Origin of the sequence: Ramlibacter monticola (assembly GCF_016722785.1) — a bacterium.
Classification (GTDB): domain Bacteria; phylum Pseudomonadota; class Gammaproteobacteria; order Burkholderiales; family Burkholderiaceae_C; genus Ramlibacter; species Ramlibacter monticola.
This window is the reverse complement of record NZ_JAEQNE010000013.1, coordinates 13122-37709: the sequence shown is the minus strand read 5'-3', so window position 1 is coordinate 37709 and position 24588 is coordinate 13122. Positions and strand designations below refer to the sequence as shown.

Annotated in this window: 30 protein-coding genes; 12 read left to right on the top strand and 18 right to left on the bottom strand. The window is 71.7% G+C overall.

Features of this window, described 5'->3' with window-relative positions:
- Positions 1–4: 4 nt before the first annotated feature.
- Positions 5–1378 (top strand): amidase, encoded by a 1374-nt coding sequence (locus JJ685_RS29170; protein WP_201677909.1) that lies wholly within the window; start codon positions 5–7, stop codon positions 1376–1378.
- A 5-nt stretch (positions 1379–1383) separates the two neighbouring features.
- Here the strand turns inward: JJ685_RS29170 and JJ685_RS29165 are convergent, their stop codons facing one another.
- A complete protein-coding gene (locus JJ685_RS29165; RefSeq protein WP_201677908.1) occupies positions 1384–1653 on the bottom strand; it encodes a hypothetical protein in 270 nt (89 codons plus the stop codon).
- Positions 1654–1820: 167 nt separating this feature from the next.
- Here JJ685_RS29165 and JJ685_RS29160 point away from each other — a divergent pair, with 167 nt between their 5' ends.
- The 3 genes from JJ685_RS29160 to JJ685_RS29150 all read left to right on the top strand — a co-directional run bounded on the left by JJ685_RS29160 (position 1821) and on the right by JJ685_RS29150 (position 3662).
- Entirely contained in the window at positions 1821–2135 is a 315-nt protein-coding gene (locus JJ685_RS29160) for a KTSC domain-containing protein (RefSeq protein WP_201677907.1), read from the top strand.
- 123 nt (positions 2136–2258) lie between these two features.
- A complete protein-coding gene (locus JJ685_RS29155) occupies positions 2259–2714 on the top strand; it encodes a hypothetical protein (protein WP_201677906.1) in 456 nt (151 codons plus the stop codon).
- A 93-nt stretch (positions 2715–2807) separates the two neighbouring features.
- A complete protein-coding gene (locus JJ685_RS29150; protein WP_201677905.1) occupies positions 2808–3662 on the top strand; it encodes a hypothetical protein in 855 nt (284 codons plus the stop codon).
- Here the strand turns inward: JJ685_RS29150 and JJ685_RS29145 are convergent.
- Complete coding sequence (locus JJ685_RS29145) at positions 3659–4567, bottom strand: alpha/beta fold hydrolase (protein ID WP_201677904.1); 909 nt, start codon at positions 4565–4567, stop codon at positions 3659–3661. The genes JJ685_RS29150 and JJ685_RS29145 overlap by 4 nt on opposite strands.
- 68 nt (positions 4568–4635) lie before the next feature.
- Between JJ685_RS29145 and JJ685_RS29140 the strand changes: the two genes are divergently transcribed.
- Positions 4636–4854: a hypothetical protein gene (locus JJ685_RS29140; protein WP_201677903.1), complete on the top strand. Its 219-nt coding sequence runs from the start codon at positions 4636–4638 to the stop codon at positions 4852–4854.
- A 1-nt stretch (position 4855) separates the two neighbouring features.
- On the opposite strand, the gene JJ685_RS29135 is transcribed toward JJ685_RS29140, so the two are convergent.
- Positions 4856–6175: a hypothetical protein gene (locus JJ685_RS29135; protein ID WP_236599381.1), complete on the bottom strand. Its 1320-nt coding sequence runs from the start codon at positions 6173–6175 to the stop codon at positions 4856–4858.
- A 69-nt stretch (positions 6176–6244) separates the two neighbouring features.
- Here JJ685_RS29135 and JJ685_RS29130 point away from each other — a divergent pair, with 69 nt between their 5' ends.
- A complete protein-coding gene (locus JJ685_RS29130) occupies positions 6245–7141 on the top strand; it encodes a reductase (protein ID WP_201677902.1) in 897 nt (298 codons plus the stop codon).
- A 1-nt stretch (position 7142) separates the two neighbouring features.
- Here JJ685_RS29130 and JJ685_RS29125 read toward each other — a convergent pair whose 3' ends face one another.
- Positions 7143–8153, bottom strand: coding sequence for an ABC transporter substrate-binding protein (locus JJ685_RS29125; RefSeq protein WP_201677901.1), 1011 nt, complete (start codon positions 8151–8153; stop codon positions 7143–7145).
- Positions 8154–8269: 116 nt separating this feature from the next.
- Here JJ685_RS29125 and JJ685_RS29120 point away from each other — a divergent pair, with 116 nt between their 5' ends.
- Positions 8270–8656, top strand: coding sequence for a VOC family protein (locus tag JJ685_RS29120; RefSeq protein WP_201677900.1), 387 nt, complete (start codon positions 8270–8272; stop codon positions 8654–8656).
- An 11-nt stretch (positions 8657–8667) separates the two neighbouring features.
- Here JJ685_RS29120 and JJ685_RS29115 read toward each other — a convergent pair whose 3' ends face one another.
- The 10 genes from JJ685_RS29115 to JJ685_RS30005 all read right to left on the bottom strand — a co-directional run bounded on the left by JJ685_RS29115 (position 8668) and on the right by JJ685_RS30005 (position 17936).
- Positions 8668–8859, bottom strand: a complete 192-nt coding sequence (locus JJ685_RS29115) for a hypothetical protein (protein WP_201677899.1) — start codon at positions 8857–8859, stop codon at positions 8668–8670.
- Between the two features lie 147 nt (positions 8860–9006).
- Positions 9007–9420: a bacteriohemerythrin gene (locus JJ685_RS29110; protein ID WP_201677898.1), complete on the bottom strand. Its 414-nt coding sequence runs from the start codon at positions 9418–9420 to the stop codon at positions 9007–9009.
- 115 nt (positions 9421–9535) lie between these two features.
- Complete coding sequence (locus JJ685_RS29105) at positions 9536–10000, bottom strand: hypothetical protein (RefSeq protein ID WP_201677897.1); 465 nt, start codon at positions 9998–10000, stop codon at positions 9536–9538.
- Positions 10001–10048: 48 nt separating this feature from the next.
- Positions 10049–11578 (bottom strand): acetyl-CoA hydrolase/transferase family protein, encoded by a 1530-nt coding sequence (locus JJ685_RS29100; protein WP_330901871.1) that lies wholly within the window; start codon positions 11576–11578, stop codon positions 10049–10051.
- Between the two features lie 76 nt (positions 11579–11654).
- Positions 11655–12539, bottom strand: a complete 885-nt coding sequence (locus JJ685_RS29095; protein WP_201677895.1) for an ABC transporter permease — start codon at positions 12537–12539, stop codon at positions 11655–11657.
- A 9-nt stretch (positions 12540–12548) separates the two neighbouring features.
- On the bottom strand, positions 12549–13490 hold the full coding sequence (locus tag JJ685_RS29090; protein ID WP_201677894.1) for an ABC transporter permease: 942 nt from the start codon (positions 13488–13490) through the stop codon (positions 12549–12551).
- 77 nt (positions 13491–13567) lie between these two features.
- Complete coding sequence (locus JJ685_RS29085; protein WP_236599380.1) at positions 13568–15076, bottom strand: ABC transporter substrate-binding protein; 1509 nt, start codon at positions 15074–15076, stop codon at positions 13568–13570.
- Positions 15077–15121: 45 nt separating this feature from the next.
- Complete coding sequence (locus tag JJ685_RS29080) at positions 15122–16210, bottom strand: ABC transporter ATP-binding protein (protein ID WP_201677892.1); 1089 nt, start codon at positions 16208–16210, stop codon at positions 15122–15124.
- Positions 16207–17220 (bottom strand): ABC transporter ATP-binding protein, encoded by a 1014-nt coding sequence (locus JJ685_RS29075; protein WP_236599379.1) that lies wholly within the window; start codon positions 17218–17220, stop codon positions 16207–16209. The genes JJ685_RS29080 and JJ685_RS29075 overlap by 4 nt, the downstream gene beginning before the upstream one ends.
- Positions 17220–17936 carry a DUF1028 domain-containing protein gene (locus tag JJ685_RS30005; RefSeq protein ID WP_236599378.1) on the bottom strand — a complete coding sequence of 239 codons (717 nt, stop codon included), beginning with the start codon at positions 17934–17936 and terminating at the stop codon, positions 17220–17222. Before JJ685_RS30005 ends, JJ685_RS29075 begins: the two co-directional genes overlap by 1 nt.
- A gap of 217 nt (positions 17937–18153) precedes the next feature.
- On the opposite strand from JJ685_RS30005, the gene JJ685_RS29070 reads away from it, so the two are divergent.
- The 3 genes from JJ685_RS29070 (at position 18154) to JJ685_RS29060 (ending at position 21726) form a co-directional block, all read left to right on the top strand.
- Positions 18154–19029, top strand: coding sequence for a hypothetical protein (locus tag JJ685_RS29070; protein ID WP_201677890.1), 876 nt, complete (start codon positions 18154–18156; stop codon positions 19027–19029).
- Positions 19030–19160: 131 nt separating this feature from the next.
- Positions 19161–20129, top strand: coding sequence for a Bug family tripartite tricarboxylate transporter substrate binding protein (locus JJ685_RS29065; RefSeq protein WP_201677889.1), 969 nt, complete (start codon positions 19161–19163; stop codon positions 20127–20129).
- Between the two features lie 55 nt (positions 20130–20184).
- A complete protein-coding gene (locus JJ685_RS29060) occupies positions 20185–21726 on the top strand; it encodes an acetolactate synthase large subunit (RefSeq protein ID WP_201677888.1) in 1542 nt (513 codons plus the stop codon).
- Between the two features lie 49 nt (positions 21727–21775).
- Here JJ685_RS29060 and JJ685_RS29055 read toward each other — a convergent pair whose 3' ends face one another.
- The 4 genes from JJ685_RS29055 to JJ685_RS29040 form a co-directional block, all read right to left on the bottom strand.
- Positions 21776–21976 carry a hypothetical protein gene (locus JJ685_RS29055; protein WP_201677887.1) on the bottom strand — a complete coding sequence of 67 codons (201 nt, stop codon included), beginning with the start codon at positions 21974–21976 and terminating at the stop codon, positions 21776–21778.
- 319 nt (positions 21977–22295) lie between these two features.
- On the bottom strand, positions 22296–22757 hold the full coding sequence (locus JJ685_RS29050) for an OsmC family protein (protein WP_201677886.1): 462 nt from the start codon (positions 22755–22757) through the stop codon (positions 22296–22298).
- Positions 22758–22773: 16 nt separating this feature from the next.
- Positions 22774–22965, bottom strand: a complete 192-nt coding sequence (locus tag JJ685_RS29045; RefSeq protein ID WP_201677885.1) for a YgaP family membrane protein — start codon at positions 22963–22965, stop codon at positions 22774–22776.
- A 68-nt stretch (positions 22966–23033) separates the two neighbouring features.
- Positions 23034–23729 (bottom strand): Crp/Fnr family transcriptional regulator, encoded by a 696-nt coding sequence (locus JJ685_RS29040; RefSeq protein ID WP_236599377.1) that lies wholly within the window; start codon positions 23727–23729, stop codon positions 23034–23036.
- A 161-nt stretch (positions 23730–23890) separates the two neighbouring features.
- On the opposite strand from JJ685_RS29040, the gene JJ685_RS29035 reads away from it, so the two are divergent.
- On the top strand, positions 23891–24082 hold the full coding sequence (locus JJ685_RS29035; RefSeq protein WP_201677884.1) for a hypothetical protein: 192 nt from the start codon (positions 23891–23893) through the stop codon (positions 24080–24082).
- Positions 24083–24124: 42 nt separating this feature from the next.
- Positions 24125–24586 (top strand): methyltransferase family protein, encoded by a 462-nt coding sequence (locus tag JJ685_RS29030; protein WP_201677883.1) that lies wholly within the window; start codon positions 24125–24127, stop codon positions 24584–24586.
- Positions 24587–24588: the final 2 nt, after the last annotated feature.

The window sequence follows — 24588 nt, the reverse complement described above, 5'->3', positions numbered from 1 at the left end:
CGCCATGGCCCTCGCCGAACTGGCGCAGGCTTCGCGCACGATCGGCTGGGCCGCCGGCGAGATCGCCGCGGCCGTGCGCAAGGGCGCGATCTCCCCCGTCGACGTGGTGCGGCAGCACCTGGAGCAGATCGCGCGGCGCGATCCGCGCATCGGCGCCTTCCAGCGCGTCCGCGGCGAGGCGGCGCTGCGGGAGGCGGCCGTGCTCGCCGCCCACCCCGCCCGCGACGCGTTGCCGCTGGCCGGCGTGCCGGTGGCGATCAAGGACAACGTGCCGGTCGCCGGCGAACCCTTGCGGGAGGGCTCGACGGCCACTTCGGACCGCGCCAGCCCCGTGGACCACGAGGTGGTGCACCGGCTGCGAGCCGCCGGCGCGATCGTGCTGGGGCTCACCCGGGTCCCGGAACTGTGCCTCTGGCCCTTCACCGACGGTGCGCTGGGCACCGCCCGCAACCCATGGGACCTCGCGCGCACGGCGGGCGGGTCTTCCGGCGGCAGCGCCGCGGCCGTCGCCGCGGGGCTGGTCCCCATCGCGCACGGGAGCGACGGGCTCGGGTCCATCCGCGTGCCCGCCGCGGCCTGCGGCGTGGTCGGCTGGAAGCCGGGCGACGGAGTCGTGCCCGCGGACATCGGCCAGGGCTCCTGGTTCGGCCTGTCCTGCAACGGCGTGCTGGCCGCGAGCGCCGCCGACGCGGCGCTGATGGCGAGCGTGCTGGCGGGGCGTCCCGGGCTCGCCACCCCGGCGTCGCCACCCTCGCTGCGCATCGCGCTGGCCACCGCGAGCCCGGTGGCGGGAGCGCGCACCGAACCCGGCGTGGCCGCCGTGCTGGAGGAACTGGCGCAGGTGCTGCGCGGCCTCGGCCACCGCGTCGACAACTTCCGCCTGCGCGCGCCAACCGGCATGGCGCTGTCCGTGTTTGCGCACTGGTTCGCGGGCGCAGCCGCCGACGCCGCCGCTCTGAAGGATCCCGAGCGCCTGTTGCCGCGTACGCGCCGGCACGTGGCCGCGGGGCGCATCGTCCGCACGCTGGGGCTGGTGCGCCCCAGCGCGCGGACGCACTGGGGCGAACGGCTGGACGCGATGCTGGCAGGCTTCGACCTGCTGCTGACGCCGACGACGGCGACGACCGCCCCGGCGGCGGAGGGCTGGGCCGAGCGGGGCTGGCTGGCGAACCTGCGCGCGTCGCTCGCCTTCGCGCCGTTCACGGCCGTCGCCAATTTCGCGGGCCTGCCCGCGATCTCCGTGCCGGCCGGATCGCTCGCGGGACTGCCGGTAGGGGCCCACTTCGTCGGGCGTGCGGGCAGCGAAGGACTTTTGTTGGGGCTGGCCGCGCAGCTGGAGTTCGCGCGGCCCTGGATGCGGTGCGTTCCGGGTGACTAGGTTCGTCAGCGGGTGCGCACGGGCGAGCGCGTGCTGGAGGCGAAAAGTTCGGAGGGCGAGACGCTGGGCTCCAGCGCCGCGGGCGCGGTGGCGGAAATGTCCATCTGCTTCGGCAGGGCCGGGAAGGCGCGGCGCAGGCCGTACCTTGACAGCAGTTGGTGGGATTTGCAGCGCACGCAGAAATAATGGCGACGACCGGGGACGAACCGCATCCAGAAGGAGCGGTTCAGGCGGACCAGGTAGGCCACGCCGCAATCACAAAGGGTCAGTCGCATGTCACACTCCATTGAGTCTTGTGAGAAATAGTACGCAGACGCCTGGCCTTCCCCAAGGGACCAAAGTGCCGTTTACATCTTACGAACGGCACCATGGCGCAATTGGCGGTGGGTGCCGCGGCCTGGAATAGTCGGCCGGGCGGCATTTGGATGACAGGAGCTTCGGCATGGTGACGAAAGTGTTCACGACCGGCCGCATCCGCAAGGCGGACTACGATCCGGCGTCGCGCCAGTTGGAGCTCCACTGGGAAAACAAGACCGTGCTCGCGTACAAGCACGTCCCGGAGGAAGTGTTCCGCCGCCTGTGCAGTGCGCCGAATCCCACGACCTATTGGGAGGACCGCATCGCGGAGGAATATCCCAAGGGCGCCGCTCGTGGCTCCGGCGCGCCGGAGGGCGGCAAGACCCTGCGGGATCTGTTCGGAGACGGCGAGCAGGAGCCAGGCTCCCAGGACCCAGGCTCCCAGGAACCAAAGGCCTAGCCACCCTCCGGCGCGTTACAGCGGCCCAACGCGATTCACTTCGCGTTGCAGGGCCGGCGGCACTTTCGTTCGTTCTGCCCCAAGTTCCGGCCGGGTACGCTCGCCCGATTCAGGGAGAGTCCCATGTCAGAAAACCGACGTACCGCGGCGATCGCACTTGCATTCGCGTTCCTGCCGGCGTCAGGACGGGGCGACGGGCCGGCGGACGACCTGCCGGTCTGCTGCAACGTCGTGGTGGACAGCTACCGCAACTACACGCGGCAGGCCCTGGACCGGTGCCGCCGTTCGGTCCGGCTGCGCCCGCACGAGCGCGTCGAGACGGATGACAGCGCGAAGATGCGCAACTGCATCGCGGCCGGCACGCGGGAGAGCCGCGCCCGGCTGACCCCGGCCCTGCGCGCGCTGCGCACCCGCGGGGCCCGCGACGCCCTGAAGCACTACCACGACATCTTCGAGACCACGCTGGCGGGCGTCGAGCCCACGCTGGAGGAGCCAGTGGCCGCCTACGAGCAGCGCCAGTCCTCGCTGCGCCACAGCCTGGCGCACGCCTGGACGCGCTTCGAGCTCGAGGAGAGGTAGCTCCTCCCCGCGAGGGCCCATGCCCCTGCTCCGGGCTGGGCGTTGCGCCTTGGGTAGCATCCCGGCGGTTGTCGAACATGCGAGGAGAGCACGGTGCCTGAACCGGACATCGGTCTTGCCATCCTGCGCGACATGCGCTGGCTGGGGGCCGCGGTCTTTCTGCTGGCGCTGCTGCTGGCCTGGCTGCTGCCGACCCGGCGCAGCCACCGCATGGCCGCGCTGGCGGGCGTGCTGGTGCTTCCGTTGCTCGGGCTGGGCTGGGAGGGATGGCGGGAGCACCTCTTCCGGTCGGCGCAGGCGCAGGCCCGGACCCTGTTCGAGGCGCACTGCCGCAGCGCCGGCGTGCAGATCCACCGCGCGGTCGACGGCGTGGAAGGCGTGCTGCTGATGAGGCGGCGCGCCCCGGCCACCGCCGTCTACAAGCAGTACGCGATGACCGATCCCTATGGCGACGACCTGAACGGCGACGGCTACGCCCTCAGCTTCCTGTGGGGCCGCAACGGCTCGGGCCGGGTGGAGTCCACCGCGACGAGCGCGATGGGCTACCGCTATGTGGTGATGGCCAACGAGGATGGCGTCGGCTACACCCGCTTCGAGCTGGGCGGCGGCACGCGGGACGAGGGCGGCGTGCTGCCCGTGCTGCGCTCGCCCGCGACCGAACTGCCGCGCTACGGCATCACCTGGGAGGACCTCTCGTCCCGCGAGGACCGCGACCACTGGATCGCCGGCAGCCGCCTCATGGCGGTGGACACCGCCACCGGCGAGGTGATCGCCGAGCGCATCGGCTGGATGTGGGACGCGTCGCTGGACACCGAGCCGGATGCGCGCCACGCCTGGACCTTCGCGGCCGCGCACGCCTGCCCGCCCTTTCCCGTGCTGGGCGGCCAGCCCTACCGGATCGGCCAGACCCGCACCTTCGCCGAGCAGGTCCTCAAGCCGGACCACTAGCGGCTGCTGCGCACCAGTTCCAGCACGGCATCCGCGAACACGCGCGGCACCTCCTGCGGCATGTTGTGCCCGACGCCCGGAACGATGCGATGCGAGCGCGCCCCGGTGAAGCGGTGCGCGAACGCCTCGGCCGGGGCCGGCTCCCGCACGCCGTCGTCGCCGCCGTCGAAGCTGATGGTGGGCACCGCGATCGGCGGCTGCGCCGCGAGCTGCCGCTCGATCGCCGCATAGGCAGGATCGCCCGGCACGAGGCCGAAGCGGTGCCGGTACGAATGGATCACCACCTCGACGAAGTCGGGGTTGTCGAAGGCGGCGGCCGAGCGCTCGAAGCTGGCGTCGTCGAACCGCCAGGAGGGGGACCACAGCTGCCACAGCAGCCGCGTCAGGGCGCGCCGGTGCTGCGCCAGGCCCGCGCGGCCGCGCTCCGAATGGAAGTAGTACTGGTACCAGAGCCGGTGCTCGTTGGCCGGCGTGTCCGGCTCCATGGCGCGCGCGATGTGCTGGAGGTTGTAGCTGTTGTAGGAGACCAGCCCGGCGCAGCGATCGGGCCACAGCGCCGCCACCACGCAGGCGGCTCGCCCGCCCCAGTCGTAGCCCGCCAGCACGGCGCGCGGCACGCGCAGCGCGTCCAGCAGCGCCAGCAGGTCGGCGCCGAGCGCGGCCTGCTCGCCCGAGCGCGGCGTGGCCGGGCTCAGGAAGCGCGTGGGACCGAAGCCGCGCAGGTAGGGCACGACGACGCGGCAACCGGCCTGCGCCAGCAGCGGCGAGACCTCGGCGTAGGCGTGGATGTCGTAGGGGAAACCGTGCATCAGGAACACCGGCGGGCCGTCGGCCGGCCCGCTCTGGTGGATGGCGACCTCGAGGACGCCGGCGCGGAGGGTGTGGAGCGGTTCCATGGCGGGCAAGCTTGCCACCACGCGGGCGGCAGCGAAAGGCCTTGTCCCCGGGGCGCCTTCGCCGCCATCATCCACCCATGGTCCTCCACGTGGAATGCGAACCCGGTGTGGGCGGGGCTCCGGAGCCGCACGTCGTCTGGTTCGGCGCGCGCCGCGTGGAGGTGAGCGCGGTCGTCGACCGCTGGTACGGCGAGACCCAGCGCTGGTGGAAGGTCGACACCGCGGAAGGCCCTTACGTGCTGCGGCTCGACGAGCCCAGCGGCACCTGGGACCTGGCCGCCGTGGTGAGGACCTGACTCAGGCGCCCGCGAAGCTGGCCACGAGGTCGGCCGGATGCAGCATCGCCTCGCGCACGAGGCGCGCCGTGGCGTCCTGGTGCAGGGTGGCGCGCAGGCGCGGCGCGTGCAGGAGGGCGTCCCACACCGGCCGCAGCTCCTCGTCGTCCGTGGCCGCGCCCCGCGCGAGCCGCTGCGCGTAGGCGAGGCTCGCGGGCTCCGCCGCCAGCATGGCCTTGCTGGCCGCCGCCAGCAGTTGCGGTCGGGGCTCCGGCGGCGCCGTGCAGCAATAGACCACGTGCTCCGGCAGCGCGCCCGCGGCGGGCTGCAGCGCCCGCAGCGAGGCTCCGGCCAGGCGCGCCGTCCCGCCGCCCTCGATGGCGAAGGCGTAGTCACGGCCCGCCTCCGCCTGCGCCAGCCGCTGCAGGCCGCGATGCAGGCGCGCGAAGTCCGAGCTGGCGGCGGCCGGCGAGGCCTTCACTTCGGCGAGCAGGAGGAGGTCGGCGCTGCCTGCCGCCGCTTCGCACACGATGGCCACATCCCACTCGTCCTTGGCCTTGCCGCGCTCGCCGGGAAAGCCCGAGGGCGGGCGCAGGCTGCGCAGCACGCGGTACGCACCCGGCAACCGCGCCTGCAGCAGCCGCACGAGGATTTCGAAGGCCTCGACAGTGGCCCGCTCCGCGTCGTCGCCGGCCCGCGCGGCGCTGCGGCCCCGGGCCGCCGCGGCCGGGCTTCCGGCGCCGGGACCGCGCTGCGCGCACAAGGCCAGGTAGCGCCGCACGGCCTCGCCCTGCCGCAGCGCCTCGCCCCGCAGCAGGCGCTGCAGCGCCGGGCCGCGGGCGATCGCCTCGTGCGGTCCGGCGCGCAAGGCGTCGTCGAGCTCGGCCCAGGCGCCGGAGTCCGCCAGCGCGTGCAGCCGTTCCAGCGCCACCCGCGCGGAGCCGGGCGGGAGCCGCCGCGTCTTGCCCGGATGCGCGATCGCATCGGTCATGCTGCGTACGGCGCGGCGGTCGGCCGCGGACCCGGCAGAGAGCTGCGCGAACTCGCGCACCTCCGCGGCGCCGGCCTGCAGCACCAGCGCCTGGAAGGACGGGTCGCCGCCCTGCGGGGCCATCGCTTCCCGGATGAAGGCGGCGAGTGCCGAGGTGAAGAGATCGCGCACGGCCTCGGGCGCGCCGCGGCCACCGTGCTGGCCGAGGCGCCCGGCCTCGATCGCGAACGCCAGAGCGGCTTCCACGCCCGCGGCGCGCGCAGCCTCGACGCCGGCCGGCAGCGGCGGCAGGCGATAGCGGCGCGGCGCGTTGCGCAGGGCGGCCAGCAGGAGGGCTTGGGCGGCTTGCAAGCCTTCCAGTGTGGCACCGCCGGACCTGCGCTATAAGGACTGCGCAGCACGCGCTGCGGGAGGCCCGCGATGGACGACGCACCGATCCACTACATCGAGCGCACGCGCGACTGGTATCTCGCGCTCGGCTACGGCAACCCCTACCGCTACGCGCACTTCGAGGAGGTGCCCTTCCAGCCGCCGCGCAAGCCGCTGGCGGACATGGTGGTGACGCTGGTCACCACCGCCGCGCCCTACCAGCCGGGCAAGGGTCCGCAGGGCCCGGGCGCGCCCCTCAACGCCGCGGTCAAGTTCTTCGTGCCCTACGCCGGCGACACCGCGCAGGACCACGACCTGCGCATCGCCCACGTGGCGATCGACCGCAGGCACACCTCGATGGAGGACAGCCGCTGCTGGTTCCCGCTGCCGCTGCTGCGCGAGCTCGCGGGCGAGGGGCGCCTGCGCCTGGCGCGCCGCTTCCACGGCGCGCCCACCAACCGCAGCCAGCGGCGCACGCTGGAGGCCGACGTGCCGCTGATCGTGCAGCGCTGCCGGGAGGACGGCGTCGATGCGGCCCTGCTGGTGCCGAACTGCCCGGTGTGCCACCAGACGCTGGCGCTTGCGGCCCGCGGACTCGAAGCGGCGGGGATCGCCACGGTGGTGATGGGCTGCGCCAAGGACATCGTGGAGCACGTCGGCGTGCCGCGCTTCCTGTTCTCCGATTTTCCGCTCGGCAACGGTGCGGGCCGGCCGCACGACCCCGCCTCGCAGCGGCAGACGCTGGAGCTCGCGCTGGACCTGCTCACGGGCGCGACGCGCCCGCGCACCACGCTGCAGTCGCCCCTGCGCTGGAGCGAGAGCAGCGAGTGGAAGCGCGACTACTGCAACGCGGCGCGCGCGACGCCGGAGGAGATCGCCAGCGCCCGCGCCGAATTCGACGCGGTGAAGGCCGAGGCGCAGGCCCTCAAGGCGGCCGCGATCCCGTAGTTCAGGCCACGCGCCGCAGCGCGCGACGGTACCACTGCAGGTCGACGAAGCGCTCCGGCGGCGGCGGCTGGCCGCCCCACTGCCCTTCCATCTCGGCGCGGATCGCCAGCAGGCGCGCGAAGCCCGGCGCGTCGAAGGCGACGTCGCGCGCCAGCCCCGTGCCCAGCACCGCGTACGTGGCTTCGGCCAGCGGCCGCTCCAGCTGCAGGCGCTGGGCCAGCAGGGCGATCGCCGGCTCGCGATTCGCCGGGGCGAGGCCCCAGCGCGTGCCCTCGATCCAGGCCGCGAGGTAGCGCTCCACCACGCTGCCGTTCGCCTGCGCCCAGGGCCGCATCGCGAACGCGCCCGAAGCCTGGTAGGGGCCGAGCAGGTCCGAGACCTTGCCCAGGCTGCGCAGCCCGCTCGCCAGCGCCTGCAGCGAAAACGGGGGGTTCAGCATCGAGGCGGCGTTCGACTTGTCCTGCTGCATCGCGCGGATGCGCTGGAAGGTGCCGCCCACCTCCTTGACGACGTAGTCGCCGGGCAGAAGACCGCGGTCCTTCAGGATCTTGCGGGCCTGCAGCGCGTAGGCGGTGTTGGGCGCGTCGACGATCAGCGTCCTGCCGCGCAGCTGCGCAATGGACGTGATCTCGGGCTGCACGAACAGCTCGTTCATGCTGTTGTCGCCGCCGGAGACGATCACCACGTCCTGCCCGCCCGGGTCGCGCATGGCCACCGCGTTGTCCACCGCGGCATGCGCGATGTCGAAGGCGCCGGTGGCCAGTCCGGTGCGCAACTCCACCGAGTTCTGCGTGAACTGCAGGTCCACGTCGAGATGCCGGCGCGTGAAGAAACCCTGCTGCGCGGCGGCGAAGAGCCCGAGGTTCTGCGCGCCGGGGAAGACCTTCACCCGCACGCGCGCCTGCGGTTCGGGCGCCGCGGGCTGCTGCGCGCAGCCGGCCAGCGCGGCGGCGCCACCGAGGCCCAGCAGCAGCCGGCGGCGGGGACGGGAAGGCGGATCCGGCTGGTGCATGGTGTGCTCCCGCGAGGGAGGCCATTATGGGAAGGGGCCGGGGCGTGCCGGCGGGGGGTTTCCCGGGGAGGCGCAAGCGCCTAAGCTGTGCGCCTCGACTTTCCAGGAGGGGACCCATGGCCATCCAGAGGCTCGCGCACTTCACCGTGCGCACGACCGCTCTGCGCGACACCGTGCGTTTCTACACCGAGGTCCTCGGGCTGCGCGAGGGCTGGCGGCCGCCGTTCGACTTTCCCGGCGCCTGGCTCTATTGCGGCGGCGACACGCCGGAGCACGCGGCCGTCCACCTGATCGTCGGCGAGGCCGGGGACCACGGCGGCGCCGCGGTCGACCACGTGGCCTTCAATGCAAGCGACCTGTCCGGCGTGCGTTCGCGCCTGCGCGCCCACGGCCTGATCTACCGCGAGCAGGTGGTGCCGCAGCTGGGCCTGCACCAGCTGTTCTGCAAGGATCCCTGCGGGGTGACGATCGAGCTGACCTTCGCGGGGGTCGATGACGCCTGAATCCCGGCCGTTCAGTGGCGGGTGACGGCGTCTTCGATGCCGCGGAAGAGCTGGGTGTAGGCGTCCCTGGCCTTGCGGATGCGTTCCAGGTCGCTCAGCAGCGTTTCCAGCGCGGACTGGGCGCCCACGCCGCTGCGGCCGCGCGGGACGCGATAGTCGGGCGGCTTGACCTCGGGGTCGAGGAACAGGATGGGTTCTTCCATGGCGACGCTACCGCGGGGATCGTAGCAACGGCGCCAGCGCATCGCCAGCGGGGCGGCTACTCAGGTTGCCGTCACTTCCGTGACGCTGGCGCCGTGCTGCCGCGGCCGTCTCGGGGCGCGTGCCAGGCGGCCGGATGCAGGACATGCTCAGTGCACGCCGCGCGCGATCAGGAAGGGCGCGAAGCTCTTGTCCGACACCAGGATGTGGCGGGCCAGCCAGTCGCCCAGGAACTTGAGCGTGGCGATCACCACGGTGGGATCGTCGCCGGCGGACTTGAGCCGCTGCGCCAGCAGCTTGGCCTGCTCGGCCAGCTTGCCGTGCTCGGCGCGGTGCGCGGCCTCCTCCCGGTAGCCGGCTTCCTTCAGCAGCTTTTCCTCGAAGGCGAAGTGGTACGCGGTGTAGTCCACCACGCTGGTCAGCACCTTGTCGATCACTTCGCTGCCGTGACCCTGCTGCATGGCGTCATACAGCTCGTTGAAGAGGGCGAACAGCTTCTGGTGCTGCCGGTCGATCTCGGCGATATGCAGGCTGTACTTGTCTTCCCAGACGAACGCACTCATGAAATTGGCTCCTATCCGCCCGGAAAAGTACCGCCTCCCCGCCTGCCGGGTATTGCGAAAGCGCAAATGGAAGCGGCTTCGGCACCCCCGGGCGTGACGCTTTCCACGCCGGGGCTCAGGGCAGGGTGTCCCCGGGGACGCGCCGGTACTCCACCCGGACCCCGTGCACGTGGTCGACGCCGACGAAATCGTTGCGGGTCTGGAAGGCCACTTCGAAGGTCGCGAAAGGCGCCTTCAGGCGCGAGGGCGGCTCGCCATTCATCGACGTGTACTTTCGCTTGAGGTTGGTGCCGTCGTACAGCCAGGTGCCCTCGTGCTCCAGGCGCGTGACGCGCCCGGCGGGATCGGCGATGCGCACGCTCTCGTGGAAGGCGCCGCCCGGTTCGAGTTCGAGCACGCGGCGCACCTGCACGCCGTTTTCGCTGTACTCGCGCAGCCAGGTGCCGCGCAGCAGGTCCTGCCGCTCCAGGGCGGCGGGGGACAGCGTGGCCGTCGGCAGCCAGGTGTTCAGGGTCCAGGTGAGCGCGCCCAGCCCCACCAGGGGCACGATCCAGCGGCGCGCGGGGGTGGTGGGTTCCACCGCGCCACTATCCCAGAACGGCCCGCGCGCGTCGCGCGGGCGCGACGATCACCCTGGCAGCATGTTCCCGTTGGCCTCGTAGCGCTCGTGCCAGGCCAGCGCCTCGCGCAGGAGGTGGGGCGTGTGCAGGCCGGCGCGGCCGCTGCGGGCCAGCGCCTGGGCGCGCTCCTGGTAATCGGCCAGCGCGGCGCGGTAGCTCGGGTGGGCGCAGCGCTCGATGATCACCTTCGCGCGCTGGCGCGGGGCGAGCCCGCGCAGGTCCGCCAGGCCCTGCTCGGTGACGACCACCTGCACGTCGTGCTCGGTGTGGTCCACGTGGCTGGCCATCGGCACGATGCAGGAGATCGCGCCGTTCTTGGCCGTCGAGGCGGTCATGAAGATCGACAGGTAGGCGTTGCGCGCGAAGTCGCCGGAGCCCCCGATGCCGTTCATGATCCGCGTGCCCATCAGGTGGGTCGAGTTGACGTTGCCATAGATGTCGGCTTCGATCATCCCGTTCATGGAGATCACGCCCAGCCGCCGGATCACCTCGGGGTGGTTGGAGATCTCCTGCGGCCGCAGCAGGATGCGCTCGCGGTAGAAGTCGAGGTTGCCCAGGAACTCGCGCATGCCTTCGTCGCTGAGCGACAGCGCGGTGGACGAGGCAAAGCCGAGCGTGCCGGACTTGAGCATCTCCAGCATGCCGTCCTGCAGCACCTCGGTGTACGCGGTGAGGCCCTTGTAGGGGCCTTTGTCGAGGCCGCTCAGCACCGCGTTGGCGGTGTTGCCCACGCCGGACTGGATCGGCAGCAGTTCGCGCGGCAGGCGGCCCCGCGCCACTTCGTGGTCGATGAAGTCCAGGATGTGCTCGGCGATCCGCTCGGAAGCCTGGTCGGGCGCCGTGAAGGTGGGATTGCGGTCCGGCTCGTTGGTCTCGACGATGGCGACCACCTTGGCGGGGTCGACATGCAGGTAGGCATCGCCGATGCGGCTGCTGGGATGCAGCACGGGGATCGGGCGGCGGTGCGGCGGCAGCGCGGTGCCGTAGTAGATGTCGTGCATGCCCGCGAGGCCGAGCGGGTGCGCGCTGTTGACCTCCAGGATCACCTTGTCGGCCAGGTCCAGCCAGGTCTTGTTGTTGCCCAGCGAGGAAGCGGCGATCAGCCGCCCGTCTTCCAGCACGCCGGCGACTTCGACCAGGGCCACGTTGAGCTTGCCGAGGAAGCCGAACCACACGAACTGCGCCACATGGGACAGGTGGATGTCGATGTACTCCATGTCGCCGGCGTTGATGCGGGCGCGGCAGGTCGGGTCGGACTGGTAGGGCAGGCGCAGTTCGATGCCGCCCACCTTGGCCAGTGCGCCATCGAGCTCGGGCGCGGTGGACGCGCCGGTCCAGACGCCGATGCGGAAGGTCTCTCCGCCGGCGTTGGCGGCCTCGATCTGGCGGGCCAGGGCGGGAGGTACTGCCTTGGGATAGCCGGAGCTCGTGAAGCCGCTCATGCCGACGTGGTCGCCGTTCTGGATGAGGGCAGCCGCCTGTTCGGCGGACATGATCTTCTGGCGCAGGCCAGGGTGCAGGACGCGGGAAGACGGCACTTCTTTGTTCTCTCTCAGTTCGAGTGCCAGTCTAAATGGCTGGGAATGCCTTACGGATGAGGGACGTCAACTGGTGTTAACGCTGACGTGGGTCGAAAGCATCCCTTAAGCCGTCGCCGAGCAGGTTGAAGGCCAGTACCAGCAGGAAGATCGAAAGTCCCGGCCAGATCGCCATCCAGGGCGCGTTGTCCATGAAATTCTTGGCAGTATTGAGCATGCTGCCCCAACTCGGTGCGGGCGGTTGCTGCCCGAGGCCGAGGAAGGACAGGCTTGCTTCCGCGATCACCGCCGCGGCAATCGCCAGCGTGGCCTGCACCATCAGCGGCGCGGTGATGTTCGGCAGGATGTGGCGCAGCGCGATGCGCAGCGGCGGGTTGCCGACCGCCCGGGCCGCCTCCACGTAGTCTTCCACCTTGACGGCCAGCACCTGCCCGCGTGTGAGCCGCACGAAGATCGGTGCGGCGGAAATGCCGATCGCCACCATCGCATTGGTGAGGCTGGGGCCGAGGAAGGCCGCCAGCGCGATGGCGAGGATCAGGAAGGGGCAGGCGAGGAAGGCGTCGGTGATGCGGGAGATCACCCCGTCGACCCAGCCGCCGAGGAAGCCGGCGGCCATGCCGACCGGCACGCCGATCAGCAGCGAGATCGAGACCGACACCACGCCCGCCAGCAGCGAGGCGCGGGTGCCCCAGATGACGCGCGCCAGCACGTCGCGGCCGATCTCGTCGGTGCCGAACCAGTGCTCCGCCGAGGGCGGCTTGCGGATCGCGCCCCAGCTGGTGGCGATCGGGTCCTGCGGCGAGACCCAGGGCGCGAATACCGCCAGCAGGACGAAGCCGAACACCACGGCGAGCCCCAGCAGGGCGGCACGGCGGCGCAGCAGCCGCCGCCACGCGCGGCGCCAGGGGCCGGCGGGGGGCGCGACGGCTTCGGGAGTGGGGAGGGGGAGGACGGCCGCCACGCCGGGCCTCTAGTGCCGCAGGCGCGGGTTGACCGCGAAGTAGGCCAGGTCGGCGAGCAGGTTCAGCAGCATGTAGGCCGTGGCGGTGACCAGCACCACGCCCTGCACGACCGCGTAGTCGCGGTTGAACACCGCGTCGACGATCAGCTTGCCGAAGCCGGGGATCGTGAAGACCTGTTCCGTGAGCACGGCGCCCGAGAGCAGCGTGCCGAGTTCCAGCGCGCCGAGCGTGATCACCGGCGTGAGCGCGTTGCGCAGCGCGTGCTTCAGGACCACGGTTCGTTCGTCGAGGCCCTTGGCGCGGGCCGTGCGCACGTAGTCGGCGGAGAGCACCTGCAGCATCGCGCTGCGGGTATGCCGCATCAGCACGGCGGCGATCGCGTTGCCGAGGACGAAGGCCGGCATGACCATGGCCCGCAGGTTCGCCGCCAGGTCCTCGAAGGGGCTCACGTAGCCGGAGGCCGGCAGCCAGCCGAGGTTCACCGCGAACAGCAGGATCAGCAGGATGCCGAGCCAGAAGTTGGGCGTCGAGATGCCCCAGAGCGCGAAGATGTTGGCGGCCCAGTCCCAGGCGGTGCCGCGTCCCACCGCCGCCACGATGCCGGCGGGGACGCCGATCAGCAGCGCGATGCCCATCGCCATGGCGGCGAGCTGCAGCGTCACCGGCAGCTTCTGCGCGACCAGCGACAGCACCGGCTGCTGGTTGCGGATCGACTCCCCGAGGTCGCCGCGCAGCACGCCGCCGACCCAGTAGGCGTAGCGCACCGGCAGCGGCTCGTCCAGGTGCATCTTCTGGCGCAGGTAGGCCACCACGGCCGGGTCCTGCTCCTCGCCGGCGAGGATCTTGGCGGGATCGCCGGGAAGGAGCTGCTGCAGGCCGAAGATCAGCATCGACACCAGGACGAGCGTCGGCAGGAGGGTGGCGATGCGCTTGACCAGGTAGTCGAACATTCAGCGGCGATCCGCGGTCACTGGAGCACCTTCGTGCTGCGCACTCCGGTATTCGCGCTTGGGGCGGCCCGGCGCGCTCATGCCCCGTTGCCCATCTTCAGCCCCTGCACCCGCAGCAGCCCGTCCGGGATGCTGCGCACGCCGGCCAGCTTCGGGTTGTAGGCCCACAGCCACTTGCGGTGGTACACGTAGACGATCGGCCGCGCCTTCAGCACCCGCGCGGCGACCTGCTCGAACAGCTTCCTGCGCTCGTTCACGTCGCGCACCTCGCGCGAGGCCTTGATCAGCCGGTCGGTCTCGGCGTCGCAGTAGCCGGCGTAATTGAGCGGCTGGTTGCAGGCGTGGAAGCTGTAGAGATTGCCGTCCGGGTCGGGCCGCCCGCTCCACGCCAGCACGTAGGCCTCGAAGTCGCCCTTGTCGGCCATGTTCAGCGAAGTCGCGAATTCCGCCGCCTGGATCTTGACGTCGAAGCCGGCCTCGCGCGTCATCGCCTGCACCACCAGCGCGATGCGCTGCGCGTCGGAGGTAGTGGGCGTGAGCAGCGTGAAACTGGGATTGGGAACGCCGGCTTCCTTCAGCAGCGCCTTGGCGCGGTTGACGTCGCGCTTGGGGATCGCCATGTTCTTCGCATAGAAGCCGTTGGTGGGCGGCACCCACTGGTTGCCGACGATGGCCTCGTTGTCCATCACCACCTGCACCAGGCCCTGCCGGTCCAGCGCCAGCTCGAAGGCCTCGCGCACGCGCGGGTCGCGCCCCAGCGGGTTGTTCTTTGCCTTGTCGCTCTTGCCGACGTTGATGGTGATGCCCTGGTAGCCGATCTCCGTGATGCTGGCCGTCTTGAACTTCTTCTCCGTGACGATCTTCTCCATGTCGCTCGGCGCCACGCGCTCGATGAAATCGAGCTGCCCCGAGCGCAGGTTGGCCAGCCGCACGGTGGCGTCCGGGATCGGCACGTAGGTCACCCGGTCGATCGCGATCGTCCCCTTGTTCCAGTAGTTCGGATAGCGCTCCAGCACGATGCGGTCCTGCGGCACCCGCTCGACGAACTTGTAGGGGCCCGAGCACACCGGATGGCTGGCGAACTTGTCGCCCGCGGCCTGCGCCGCCTTGGGCGAGACCATCATGCCGGCCCGGTCGGTGAGCTGCGCGAGCAGCGGAGAGAAAGGCGCCGAGAGGTTCAGCCGCGCCGTCAGGGGATCGACCACGTCCACGCCGGAAACCGGCGCGAGCTCGCCGCGCCGGTTCGAGCCCGGGATGTTCTTGTGGCGCTCGATGTTGAACTTCACCGCCGCGGCGTCGAACTTCTCGCCGTCGTGGAAGGTGACGCCGGGGCGCAGCTTCAGCGTCAGCGCCTTGCCGTCGGCGGACCACTCGTAGCCGGTGGCGAGCTGCGGCACGATGTTCAGCTTCTCGTCGATGTCGAACAGCTTGTCGCACAGGGCGGCGAACACCACGCGCCCGACGAAGGTGCGCGCCAGCGAGGGATCGAGCGCGTCGGGGTCTTCGGCCAGGCCGACCCGCAGGGTCGTCTGGGCCTGCGCGGCCAGGGCGGCGGCGCCCAGCACGACGAGGGTCAGGGGCCGCAACAAGGATCGTGGGATGCAATGCATGGTGGGCTCTCCGAGGGTGGATCAGGAATTCGGCGCGAGGGTGTCCGGCGCGCGGAAGGCCGCCTGCAGCCGCTCCAGGCGCCGGTGGGCCGGCGCCCACGCGATCGCCTGCACGGGCGCAGGACGGCCCTGCAGTTCGCGCCAGAAGTGGCAGGCGGCGGCATGGCCGTCGGCGCTCGCTTCCAGCGCCGGAACCTGCTGTGCGCACACCGGCTGCGCGTGCGGGCAGCGGGTGTGGAAGTGGCAGCCCGCGGGCGGGTGCAGCGGGCTCGGCACGTCGCCGCCCGGCACGACGCGATCGCGCCGCGCCTGCGGCTCGGGCCGCGGGATGGCCGCGAGCAGCGCCTGCGTGTAGGGATGGCGGGGCGCGGCGAACAAGGCGTCCTTTTCCGCCGTCTCGACGACGCGCCCCAGGTACATCACCACCACGCGGGTGGCGATGTGCTTGACCACCGCGAGGTCGTGCGCGATGAAGACGTAGGCGAGGCCGAAACGCCGCTGCAGGTCCCGCAGCAGGTTCACGACCTGCGCCTGCACCGACACGTCGAGGGCCGAGACCGCCTCGTCGCAGACGATCAGCTTCGGCTCCACCGCGAGCGCCCGCGCGATGCCGATGCGCTGCCGCTGGCCGCCCGAGAACTCGTGCGGATAGCGCTGCGCGTGCCCGGGCGCGAGCCCCACGGTGCGCAGCAGCTGCGCGATGCGGTCCGCTTCGGCGCCCGCATGCAGGCCGTGCAGGCGCAGGGGCTCGGCGAGCGCCTGGCCCACGGTCATGCGCGGGTTGAGCGAGGAATAGGGGTCCTGGAAGACGATCTGCATGGCGCGTCGCTGCGAACGCAGTTGCGCGGCGGAGAGCCGCGCCATGTCCTGGCCGTCGAACAGCACGCGCCCGCCGGTGGGCTCGAGCAGGCGCAGCAGCAGCCGGCCGAGGGTGGACTTGCCGCATCCCGACTCGCCGACCACCCCCAGCGTCTCGCCGGCGGCGAGCCGCAGGTCCACGCCGTCCACCGCGCGGACCAGCCCGCTTACGCGCCCGAACAGGCCGCGACGCACCGGGAAGTGCTTCACGAGCCCCTCGGCCTGCAGCAGCGGCGGCGGCGCGTCGCTCATGTCGCGGCCACCGGTTCCGATGCCTCCGGCGCCAGCACGTCGGGATCGAGCGGCGCGCGCCAGCACGCGGACCGGTGCTGCGCCCCGACCTCCGCCAGCGGCGGCGCCTCCGCCTGGCAGCGCGCGATCGCGAAGGGACAGCGCGCGGCGAAGTGGCAGCCGCGCGGCCGTTGCTGCGGGTCGGGCACCTGGCCCTCGATGGAGGCCAGCCACTCGCGCGCCAGGTCCAGCCGCGGGATCGAGCCGAGCAGGCCGACGGTGTAGGGATGCTGCGGCTCCTCGAACAGCGTCCGCGCCGGCGCGCGCTCGACGATGCGGCCGGAATACATCACCGCGACCTCGTCGGCCACCTCCGCGACCACCCCGAGGTCGTGCGTGATCAGGATCAGCGCCATGCCGGTCTCGGCCTGCAGGCTCGCCATCAATTGCAGGATCTGCGCCTGGATCGTGACATCGAGCGCCGTGGTGGGCTCGTCCGCGATCAGCAGCCGCGGCTCGCACGAGAGCGCCATCGCGATCATCGCGCGCTGCCGCATGCCGCCGGACAGCTTGTGCGGGTATTCGTGGAAGCGCTGCTCCGCCGCCGGGATGCGGACCTGCCGCAGCACCTCGATCGCGCGGGCCTCGGCGGCGGCGCGCGGCATGGGGCGGTGCCGCTGCAGCGCCTCGACGATCTGCTCGCCGATGGTGAAGGCCGGATTCAGCGAGCTCATGGGCTCCTGGAAGATCATCGCCATGCCGTTGCCGCGCAGGTCCAGCAGCTCGCGCCTGGGCGCGCCGACCAGCTCGCGGCCCTCGAAGCGGATCGAGCCGCCCGCGATGCGGCCGGGCGGGTCCGGCACCAGGCCCATCAGCGACAGCGCCGTGACGCTCTTGCCGCAGCCCGATTCGCCCACGATGGCCAGCGTGCGGCCCGCGTCCACGCCGAAGGAGACGCCGTCCACGGCGGGGAAGCGGCCCTCGTCGGTGTCGAATTCGGTGCGCAGTTCGTGGACTTCCAGCAGCGCCATCAGGCCGTGCCTCCGCGCTCGCGCTGGAACTGCTCGATGCGCGCCTCGATCACGGCGCGGTCGAGGATGCCGGCGGGGTCGTGCCGGCCGGGGAGGCAGGCCCAGAAGGGCTGCGCGCGCTCCAGACTCTTGCGATAGAGCCGCTGCAGCTCCTGCACCGGCTCCTCGTGGTCGTCGACGCGGAGGTCCAGTTGCGCGTAGTCCTCGTCGGCGACGACGCGCAGCGCCGCGGCCTGCTTGCCGCGCTTGTCGCCGCCCGCGGCCTCGCCGGCCGCGAGGGCGGCGAGCAGGCGCTCGGCCAGGGGGAGTCCGCGGCGGTCGACGTAGGCTTCCGCAGTGGCCTCGATCACGCGCGGGCCGGCCAGCATGTTGCCGGCGACGCTGAAGTCCTCGCCCGCACGGTGCCCGCACCATTCGATGCAGGCCTCGCCGGTCCAGGCCGCCGGCCGCCCCTGGAGGGGGAGGATGTGCAGCTGGCGCTGGTCGCGGCCCGGATCGACCGAGGTCAGCATCGCGATCGCGTCGGCCGGGCTGCGGCCGGCGGCCAGCAGGTCCATGCCCTGCGGGCCGTAGAGCGGATTCATCAGGGCCTGGGTGGCCAGCGCGCCGACGCCGCGGCGGATGTGGACGGTGAGCGCGCCGACCGCGAAGAAGCGGCTGGCGATCGCCACCCCGAGGTACCCTGCCTCGTCGCGCGCCAGGATCGACCAGGTCATTCCCGCAAGCCTCCGCGGGCCGGATGGGCCCTGAGCAGGGCGCATTCTTGCGCCAAGCGGGGCGCCGGAATGCCCGGCGGAACCCTGAGCCGGCGGCCCGCGCGGCCGCGGCGGCAAAGGCGGGACGGACTGAGGCAGATCAACTGACGACCGCCGGCCCCCGCCCAGAATTCGGGTCCAACCGCAGGCGCGGTTCGCCTGCCCTCAAGGAGATTCCGTGTTCCGTCCCCTCGTCACCGTCGCCGCTGTCCTGGTCCTGCTGGGCTGCTCGAAGCAAGAAGCCCCGCCCGCCGCCCCGGCCGCGCCCGCTCCTGCCGCCGCGCCGGCGGCGGCCGCTCCGGTGACCGCCCCCGCGGAAGCGCCCGCCGCTGCCGCCGCGCCCGCGCCCACCGCGCCCGCTGCCCCGGTGGCGGAAAAGACGGCCGCCGCGCCCGCTCCCGCCGCTCCGGCCGCCAAGGGCCAGTCCGTCGACATCTTCGGCGGCAGCTCCGGCCCGGCCGGCGCGCCCAGCCCGTCGCATAACCGCGGCAAGGTGCTGGAGCTGGCCAACGGCGGCGGCTACACCTACGCGCAGGTCCAGATGGCGTCCGGCCAGAAGGTCTGGATCGCCGGCTCGCAGATCGACGTCAAGCCGGGCGCCGAAGTGGAGTGGGGCAACTACGGCCTGATGCGCGACTTCCAGGCCAAGTCGCTGGGCCGCACCTTCCAGGAGATCCTGTTCGTGGACCGCTGGGCGCCGGTGGGCCAGGCCGCGGTGGCCGTGGCGCCGCACGGCAAGTTTCCGAACGGCCAGCCGGCGCTGAGCGCCGACGAGATGGCCGCCGCCGCAGCGGGCGCCGGTCCCGCGGCTGCGGGCGACCCGTCCGCGCGCGGCACGGTCAAGACCGTGACCAACGCCGGCGGCTACAGCTACATCGAGGTGGACCAGGGCGGCGGCAAGACCGTCTGGGTGGCCGCCATGGAAACGCCCATGAAGGCCGGGGACAAGGTGCAGTGGTCGGGCGGCACGCAGATGAGCAACTTCACGGCGAAGTCGCTGAACCGGACCTTCGACAAGATCATCTTCGCGCAGGCCGTGTCCATCGGGAAGTAAAAGGTTCTCCTGCCTCTGGGGTGAGTGTGGGTTGGGGGCGCTGCGGCGCCCCTTTTTCATTGGAGCCTGTCCCGATTGACGCTGGCTCGCGCGCCCCTGTAGCCTGCCGGCTTCCCTAAACAGGAGCCGCGATGCGTCTGATCTCGAGGTTGTTCACCGGGCTGGCCCTGCTGGGCTGCCTGTTCGCCCTGCCGGCCTCCGCCCAGTCCGACTACCCCAGCAAGCCCGTCAAGTTCATCGTGCCCTACCCGCCCGGTGGCACGACCGACCTGCTGGCGCGCCTGATGAGCCAGTGGCTGTCGCAGCACCTGAACCAGCAGGTGGTGGTGGAGAACAAGGCGGGCGGGGGCAACAACATCGGCACCGAGATGGCGGTGCGCTCCGCGCCCGACGGCTACACGATCTTCCTGGTCAACCCGGCCAACGCGATCAACGCGAGCCTCTATCCCAAGCTGCCCTTCAATTTCCTGGAGGACATGCAACCCGTGGCCGGGATCGTCCGCGTGCCCAACGTGATGACGGTCACGAAGAACTTCCCCGCCAGGACCGTCGCGGAATTCATCGAGTACGCGAAGAAGAACCCCGGCAAGGTCAACATGGCTTCGTCCGGCTCCGGCACTTCCGTGCACCTGTCGGGCGAGATGTTCAAGTTCATGACCGGCATCGACATGAAGCACGTGCCCTACAAGGGCGCGGGCCCGGCCACCACCGACCTGATCGGCGGCCAGGTGGACGTGCTGTTCGACAACATGCCCTCCATCATCGGCCACATCCGCGGCGGCTCCGTGCGTGCGCTGGCCGTGACCAGCGCCCAGCGCTCGCCCGCGCTCGACGTGCCCACGGTCGCCGAAACCGTGCCCGGCTACGAGGCCAGCGCCTGGTTCGGCATCGCCGTGCCCAAGGGCACGCCGGCCGCCGCGGTGCAGCGCCTCAACCGCGAAGTGAACGCGGCCCTGGCGGACCCGGGCATGAAGGCCAAGCTGGCCGACCTGGGCGGCGTACCCATCGCCGGCACGCCGGAGCAGTTCTGGGCCATCCACAAGATGGAAACGGAGAAGTGGGCCAAGATCGTCCAGTTCTCCGGCGCCAAGGCGGACTGAGGCGGGGTCCCGCGGGCGGGCCGGTCTAAGATCGGCCCCCTATGAGGATCCCTTCATGAACGGCGCCCAGAGCCTCGTCGCGACGCTGCTGGCTTCCGGCGTCGACACCTGCTTCGCCAATCCCGGCACCAGCGAGATGCACTTCGTGGCCGCGCTCGACCAGAGCGCCGGCATGCGCTGCGTGCTGGGCCTGCAGGAAAACGTGGTCACCGGCATGGCCGACGGCTACTGGCGCATCGCCGGCAAGCCCGCCTGCACGCTGCTGCATTGCGGCCCGGGCCTCGCCAACGGGCTGGCCAACCTGCACAACGCGCGGCGCGCCCGCAGCGGCATCGTCAACATCGTCGGCGACCAGGCCACCTGGCACCGGCCGCACGATCCGCCGCTCACGGCCGATACCGAAGCGCTGGCCCGTACCGTGTCGGGCTGGGTGCGCACCAGCACCACCTCGGCCGAGGTCGGCCGCGATGCGGCCGCGGCCGTGCAGGCCGCGCGCACCGCGCCCGGCCAGGTGGCGACGCTGATCCTGCCTTCGGACGCCTCGTGGGACGAGGGCGGCGTGGTGGCCGGCGCGCTGCCGGTGCCGTCGGCGCCCGCCGTCGACGGATTCGCGGTGGAGAACGCCGCGCGCGTGCTGCGCAGCGCCAAGCCGACGCTGATCCTGCTGGCCGGCGGCGGCGCGCGCGGCGAGTCGCAGGCGCTGGCCTGGCGCATCGCGCAGGCCACCGGCGCGCGGCTGATGGCCGACTACATGAGCTCGCACGTGGAGCGCGGCCGCGGCCGGCTGCAGCTGGAGCGCACGCCCTACAACACCGACCTCGCGATGGAGGCGTTGGGCCGCTTCGAGCACATCCTGCTGATCGGCGCCAGGCCGCCGGTGGCCTTCTTCGCCTATCCCGGCAAGCCCTCGACGCAGTCCCCGGCGCAGGCCCAGCTGCACGTGGTGACCCGCCCCGAGCAGGACGCAGTGGCCGCGTTGCGCGCGCTCGCCGAGGCCCTGGGCGCGCCCGAAGTCGCGCTGCCCGATCCGGGCCCGCGCCCGCAGCCCGCCAGCGGCGCGCCGGCGCCCGACAAGGTCGCGCAGACCATTGCCGCGCTGATGCCCGAACACGCCATCGTGTCGGACGAGAGCATCTCCTTCGGGCGTGGCTTCTACAAGAATTCCCATGCGGCGCCGGCGCACGACTGGCTGCATCTCGTCGGCGGTGCGATCGGCGCCGGCCTGCCGGTGGCGACGGGGGCCGCGATCGGCGCGGGCGGCCAGCGCCGCGTGATCAGCCTGCAGGCCGACGGCTCGGCGATGTACTCCCTGCAGGCGCTCTGGACGCAGGCCCGCGAGAAGCTTCCCTGCACGACGATCCTGCTCAACAACCGCAAGTACGCCATCCTGCAGGGCGAATACCGCGGCGTCGGGGCGACGCCGGGCCCGACCGCCTTGCGGATGCTGGACCTGGGAGATCCGGACCTGGGCTGGCTTCAGCTTGCGGCTGGGATGGGCGTGGAGGCCGCCCGCGCAAGCACCATGGAGGAATGTGCCGAACTGCTGGAGCGCAGTTTCCGGCACCCGGGGCCCTTCCTCATCGAACTGATGGTGTGAACCCCGGCGGAAGGGCGCACCGCACGGTGCGGGCCCTCCCTGGTGGGGCTCAGTGCATCGTTTCGACGGCCGGGTAGGTCAGCTCGCGGCCGATCATCGCCCGGGCGTAGAAGTAGTTGTTGCGCGCACGCTCGCTCATGTGGTCGAGGTCGACGTGGCCTTGCGGGTCGCACGGGAAGGCGAAGCCCCGGCCGCTGTCGAACAGGGAACGGAAGCACAGCTGGAATTGGGAGGTGCCGGAATCCATCATTTCGCTTCTCCTCGGAGAGTCTTGGTACGCATCGCCTTTCGGCATGGATCCACTATCGGCGACGGCCCGCGTTCCCGCGATCAGCCAAGACTGAATCAGAGGCTCGGCGTTCTCCGATTTCCGGCCGGGGTGCGCGCCGAGGGGGGATAGGAGCCGTCCTATGCCGCGACAGTGAACAGCGCATGGGCCAGCGGGCTGCCCGCTTCTGTCGGGTTGCCGAAAAGCCCTGCGCCGGTGCGGTATTGGGCGTCCGGCGGCTAAAGGGGAAGAGGAGGAAGGAAGCCGGCGGGGCCGCAACAGCCGTGCGGCCCCGCGGCCCTCAGGCGCTGGCCGCGGCGTCGTCCCGCGCGACCACGTGCACCGTGGGCGCAAGCTCGCAGTCGCCCGTGAGCGAGTTCGTCACCAGGCACGCCCGCTTGGCGCTGCGCAGCACGGCGCCCGCCAGGGTTTCGCTGGTGCCGGGTGCGATCGCCAGGCGCGGCGAGATCGTGAACCGGGTGAAGTGCGTCATGCCCTCCGACTTCTCGAGCACGCCTTCGACGTCCACCGCGAGGGACAGCCAGGGGAGGCTGGAAGCCCGGGCCGAGGCCCGGAACGACAGGATGTAGCAATCCGCGATGGCGGCGATCAGCAGCGCCTCCGGAGACCAGTAGCCCTCGGGCCCGCCGAACTCGGGTGGGGCGTGGGTCTCGATCTCCGGCAGGCCCTCGGCGCCGACCAGGACGCTCCCGTTGCCGGCCGCCCGCGCCCGGGCGCGGTAATGATGGGGCAAGGGCTGCATCGCCGCTGCGTCCGGTTCAGTTGCGCGTCTTGCAGGTGCTGATGCCCAGCATGGCGTAGGGCGGGCACCAGCCGACCACGCCGGTGGCCAGCGGCACGAGCCCCAGCCAGCCCCACAGGCCGATGCTGCCGGTGGCGGCCAGGCCGATCAGGACCAGGCCGACGAGGATGCGGACGATGCGATCGGTGCTGCCGACATTCGCTTTCATTGGGGCTTCTCCTTGGGTGAGGGGCCCCCATTGCAGCAGCGCGGCGGGGCGCGTGTCTGTGACCTGGGTTACCCAGCCTCCGCCAGGCGGCGGAGCGCGGCGCCGTCGCGGATGCGGATGCGCTCGCGGGCGAGTTCGATCCAGCCCTCGCGCTCGAAGCGCCGCAGCAGGCGCGTGACGATTTCGCGCACGGTGCCCAGCACGTTCGCCAGTTCCTGGTGCGTGACCGAGAGCTCGGGCCCGCGACCGAGCAGCGCTGCGGCGAGCCGGCGGTCCAGGCGCTGGAAGGCCACTTCGTCGATCAGCCCCGTGAGGTCCGCCATGCGCTCGGCGAACAGGCCCAGCACGAAGTCGCGGAACGCTGGCTGCGCCAGCCAGCCGCGGAAGATGGCGGCCGGCACCGGCAGCAGGCGCGTGGCGCGCGTGGCGACGGCCTGCGCGGCCAGCGGCTGCGAGCGGAACAGGCCGGCGCTGGAAGCGAGGCACAGCTCCCCGGGGACCAGCCGGTACAACTCCAGCGAGCGCCCGTCGACGGAGTTGCGGCTCACGCGCACCTCGCCTTCCAGCAGCAGCGGAAAACCCTTGCACGGATCGTTCTCGCTGAAGAGGACCGTGCCCGCGGCCACGGCGAGCGCCTGCGGCGCCAGCGCCGCGACCTCCGCCTCCAGCCCGTGCAACGCGGGATACAACCCAAGCAGTTCGACGACGGTGTCCCCCATGCTGCGATGCTCGGGCGTCGCAGCCGAGTCCGGCTTGATGGTCATCAAGCACCCGTCTGTGACTGCGCGTAAGGAAGTCTTGCGATCCTGTTACGCCAGTCGCTGGCGGCCAACAGCAACGCGGGGGAATTCCCGATGCGGCCGTTCTCGGGCTTGATCCCGCCCGCATCGCTCGCCTAAGCTGCGGCGCAAGGAGGTACCCCATCATGTGGGAGCAGTCGAAGTACTTCGATGATTTCGAGAACGCGGCCAACTACGTCAACGGCCGCTTCGACCCCAAGGCCGCGCAGGCGCTGAGGGCGAGCCAGCAGAAGAAGCTGGAGGAACAGGCGAGGGTGCACCGCGAGGTGCGCACGATCGCGCAGCAGCACCGGCCGCAGTCCGCGCGCAAGGCCTGAGGCCTGCCGGCGGCGGGAAGGGGCGGTGCTAGCATCCGCGCGATGCTGAATCTGGAGCACCGCATCCCGCCCCCCGTCGTCGGCCTCGCCATCGCAGCGGCGATGTGGGCGGTGGGGCAAATGCCGCCCGCTTTCGCGCTGGCGTCCTGGGTCCGGGACGCGCTGGTGGTGGTGCTGGTCGCCGCGGGGCTGGCCTTCGACCTGGCCGGCCTCGTCGCCTTCCGGCGCCTGCGCACCACGGTCAATCCGCTGCGGCCGCAGAACGCGTCGGCGCTCGTCACCGGCGGCGTCTACCGCGTCACGCGCAACCCCATGTACGTGGGCATGGCGCTGCTGCTCACCGCGTGGGCGGTGCAACTGTCTTCGGCCTGGCCCTTCTTCGGGCCGCTGGCCTTCGTGCTCTTCATCGACCGCTTCCAGGTCGTGCCGGAGGAGAAGGCGATGCGCGAACGGTTCGGCGAATCCTGGGCGGCGTATGCTGCGCGGGTGCGTCGCTGGCTCTGATC

Excerpts from the sequence above, each read along its gene's own strand:
- JJ685_RS29170 (WP_201677909.1), top strand. The coding sequence starts at position 5 with ATGGCCCTCGCCGAACTGGCGCAGGCTTCGCGCACGATCGGCTGGGCC.
- JJ685_RS29165 (WP_201677908.1), bottom strand. The coding sequence starts at position 1,653 with ATGCGACTGACCCTTTGTGATTGCGGCGTGGCCTACCTGGTCCGCCTG.
- JJ685_RS29160 (WP_201677907.1), top strand. The coding sequence starts at position 1,821 with ATGGTGACGAAAGTGTTCACGACCGGCCGCATCCGCAAGGCGGACTAC.
- JJ685_RS29155 (WP_201677906.1), top strand. The coding sequence starts at position 2,259 with ATGTCAGAAAACCGACGTACCGCGGCGATCGCACTTGCATTCGCGTTC.
- JJ685_RS29140 (WP_201677903.1), top strand. The coding sequence starts at position 4,636 with ATGGTCCTCCACGTGGAATGCGAACCCGGTGTGGGCGGGGCTCCGGAG.
- JJ685_RS29130 (WP_201677902.1), top strand. The coding sequence starts at position 6,245 with ATGGACGACGCACCGATCCACTACATCGAGCGCACGCGCGACTGGTAT.
- JJ685_RS29125 (WP_201677901.1), bottom strand. The coding sequence starts at position 8,153 with ATGCACCAGCCGGATCCGCCTTCCCGTCCCCGCCGCCGGCTGCTGCTG.
- JJ685_RS29120 (WP_201677900.1), top strand. The coding sequence starts at position 8,270 with ATGGCCATCCAGAGGCTCGCGCACTTCACCGTGCGCACGACCGCTCTG.
- JJ685_RS29115 (WP_201677899.1), bottom strand. The coding sequence starts at position 8,859 with ATGGAAGAACCCATCCTGTTCCTCGACCCCGAGGTCAAGCCGCCCGAC.
- JJ685_RS29110 (WP_201677898.1), bottom strand. The coding sequence starts at position 9,420 with ATGAGTGCGTTCGTCTGGGAAGACAAGTACAGCCTGCATATCGCCGAG.
- JJ685_RS29090 (WP_201677894.1), bottom strand. The coding sequence starts at position 13,490 with ATGTTCGACTACCTGGTCAAGCGCATCGCCACCCTCCTGCCGACGCTC.
- JJ685_RS29080 (WP_201677892.1), bottom strand. The coding sequence starts at position 16,210 with ATGAGCGACGCGCCGCCGCCGCTGCTGCAGGCCGAGGGGCTCGTGAAG.
- JJ685_RS29075 (WP_236599379.1), bottom strand. The coding sequence starts at position 17,220 with ATGGCGCTGCTGGAAGTCCACGAACTGCGCACCGAATTCGACACCGAC.
- JJ685_RS30005 (WP_236599378.1), bottom strand. The coding sequence starts at position 17,936 with ATGACCTGGTCGATCCTGGCGCGCGACGAGGCAGGGTACCTCGGGGTG.
- JJ685_RS29065 (WP_201677889.1), top strand. The coding sequence starts at position 19,161 with ATGCGTCTGATCTCGAGGTTGTTCACCGGGCTGGCCCTGCTGGGCTGC.
- JJ685_RS29060 (WP_201677888.1), top strand. The coding sequence starts at position 20,185 with ATGAACGGCGCCCAGAGCCTCGTCGCGACGCTGCTGGCTTCCGGCGTC.
- JJ685_RS29055 (WP_201677887.1), bottom strand. The coding sequence starts at position 21,976 with ATGATGGATTCCGGCACCTCCCAATTCCAGCTGTGCTTCCGTTCCCTG.
- JJ685_RS29050 (WP_201677886.1), bottom strand. The coding sequence starts at position 22,757 with ATGCAGCCCTTGCCCCATCATTACCGCGCCCGGGCGCGGGCGGCCGGC.
- JJ685_RS29045 (WP_201677885.1), bottom strand. The coding sequence starts at position 22,965 with ATGAAAGCGAATGTCGGCAGCACCGATCGCATCGTCCGCATCCTCGTC.
- JJ685_RS29040 (WP_236599377.1), bottom strand. The coding sequence starts at position 23,729 with ATGACCATCAAGCCGGACTCGGCTGCGACGCCCGAGCATCGCAGCATG.
- JJ685_RS29035 (WP_201677884.1), top strand. The coding sequence starts at position 23,891 with ATGTGGGAGCAGTCGAAGTACTTCGATGATTTCGAGAACGCGGCCAAC.
- JJ685_RS29030 (WP_201677883.1), top strand. The coding sequence starts at position 24,125 with ATGCTGAATCTGGAGCACCGCATCCCGCCCCCCGTCGTCGGCCTCGCC.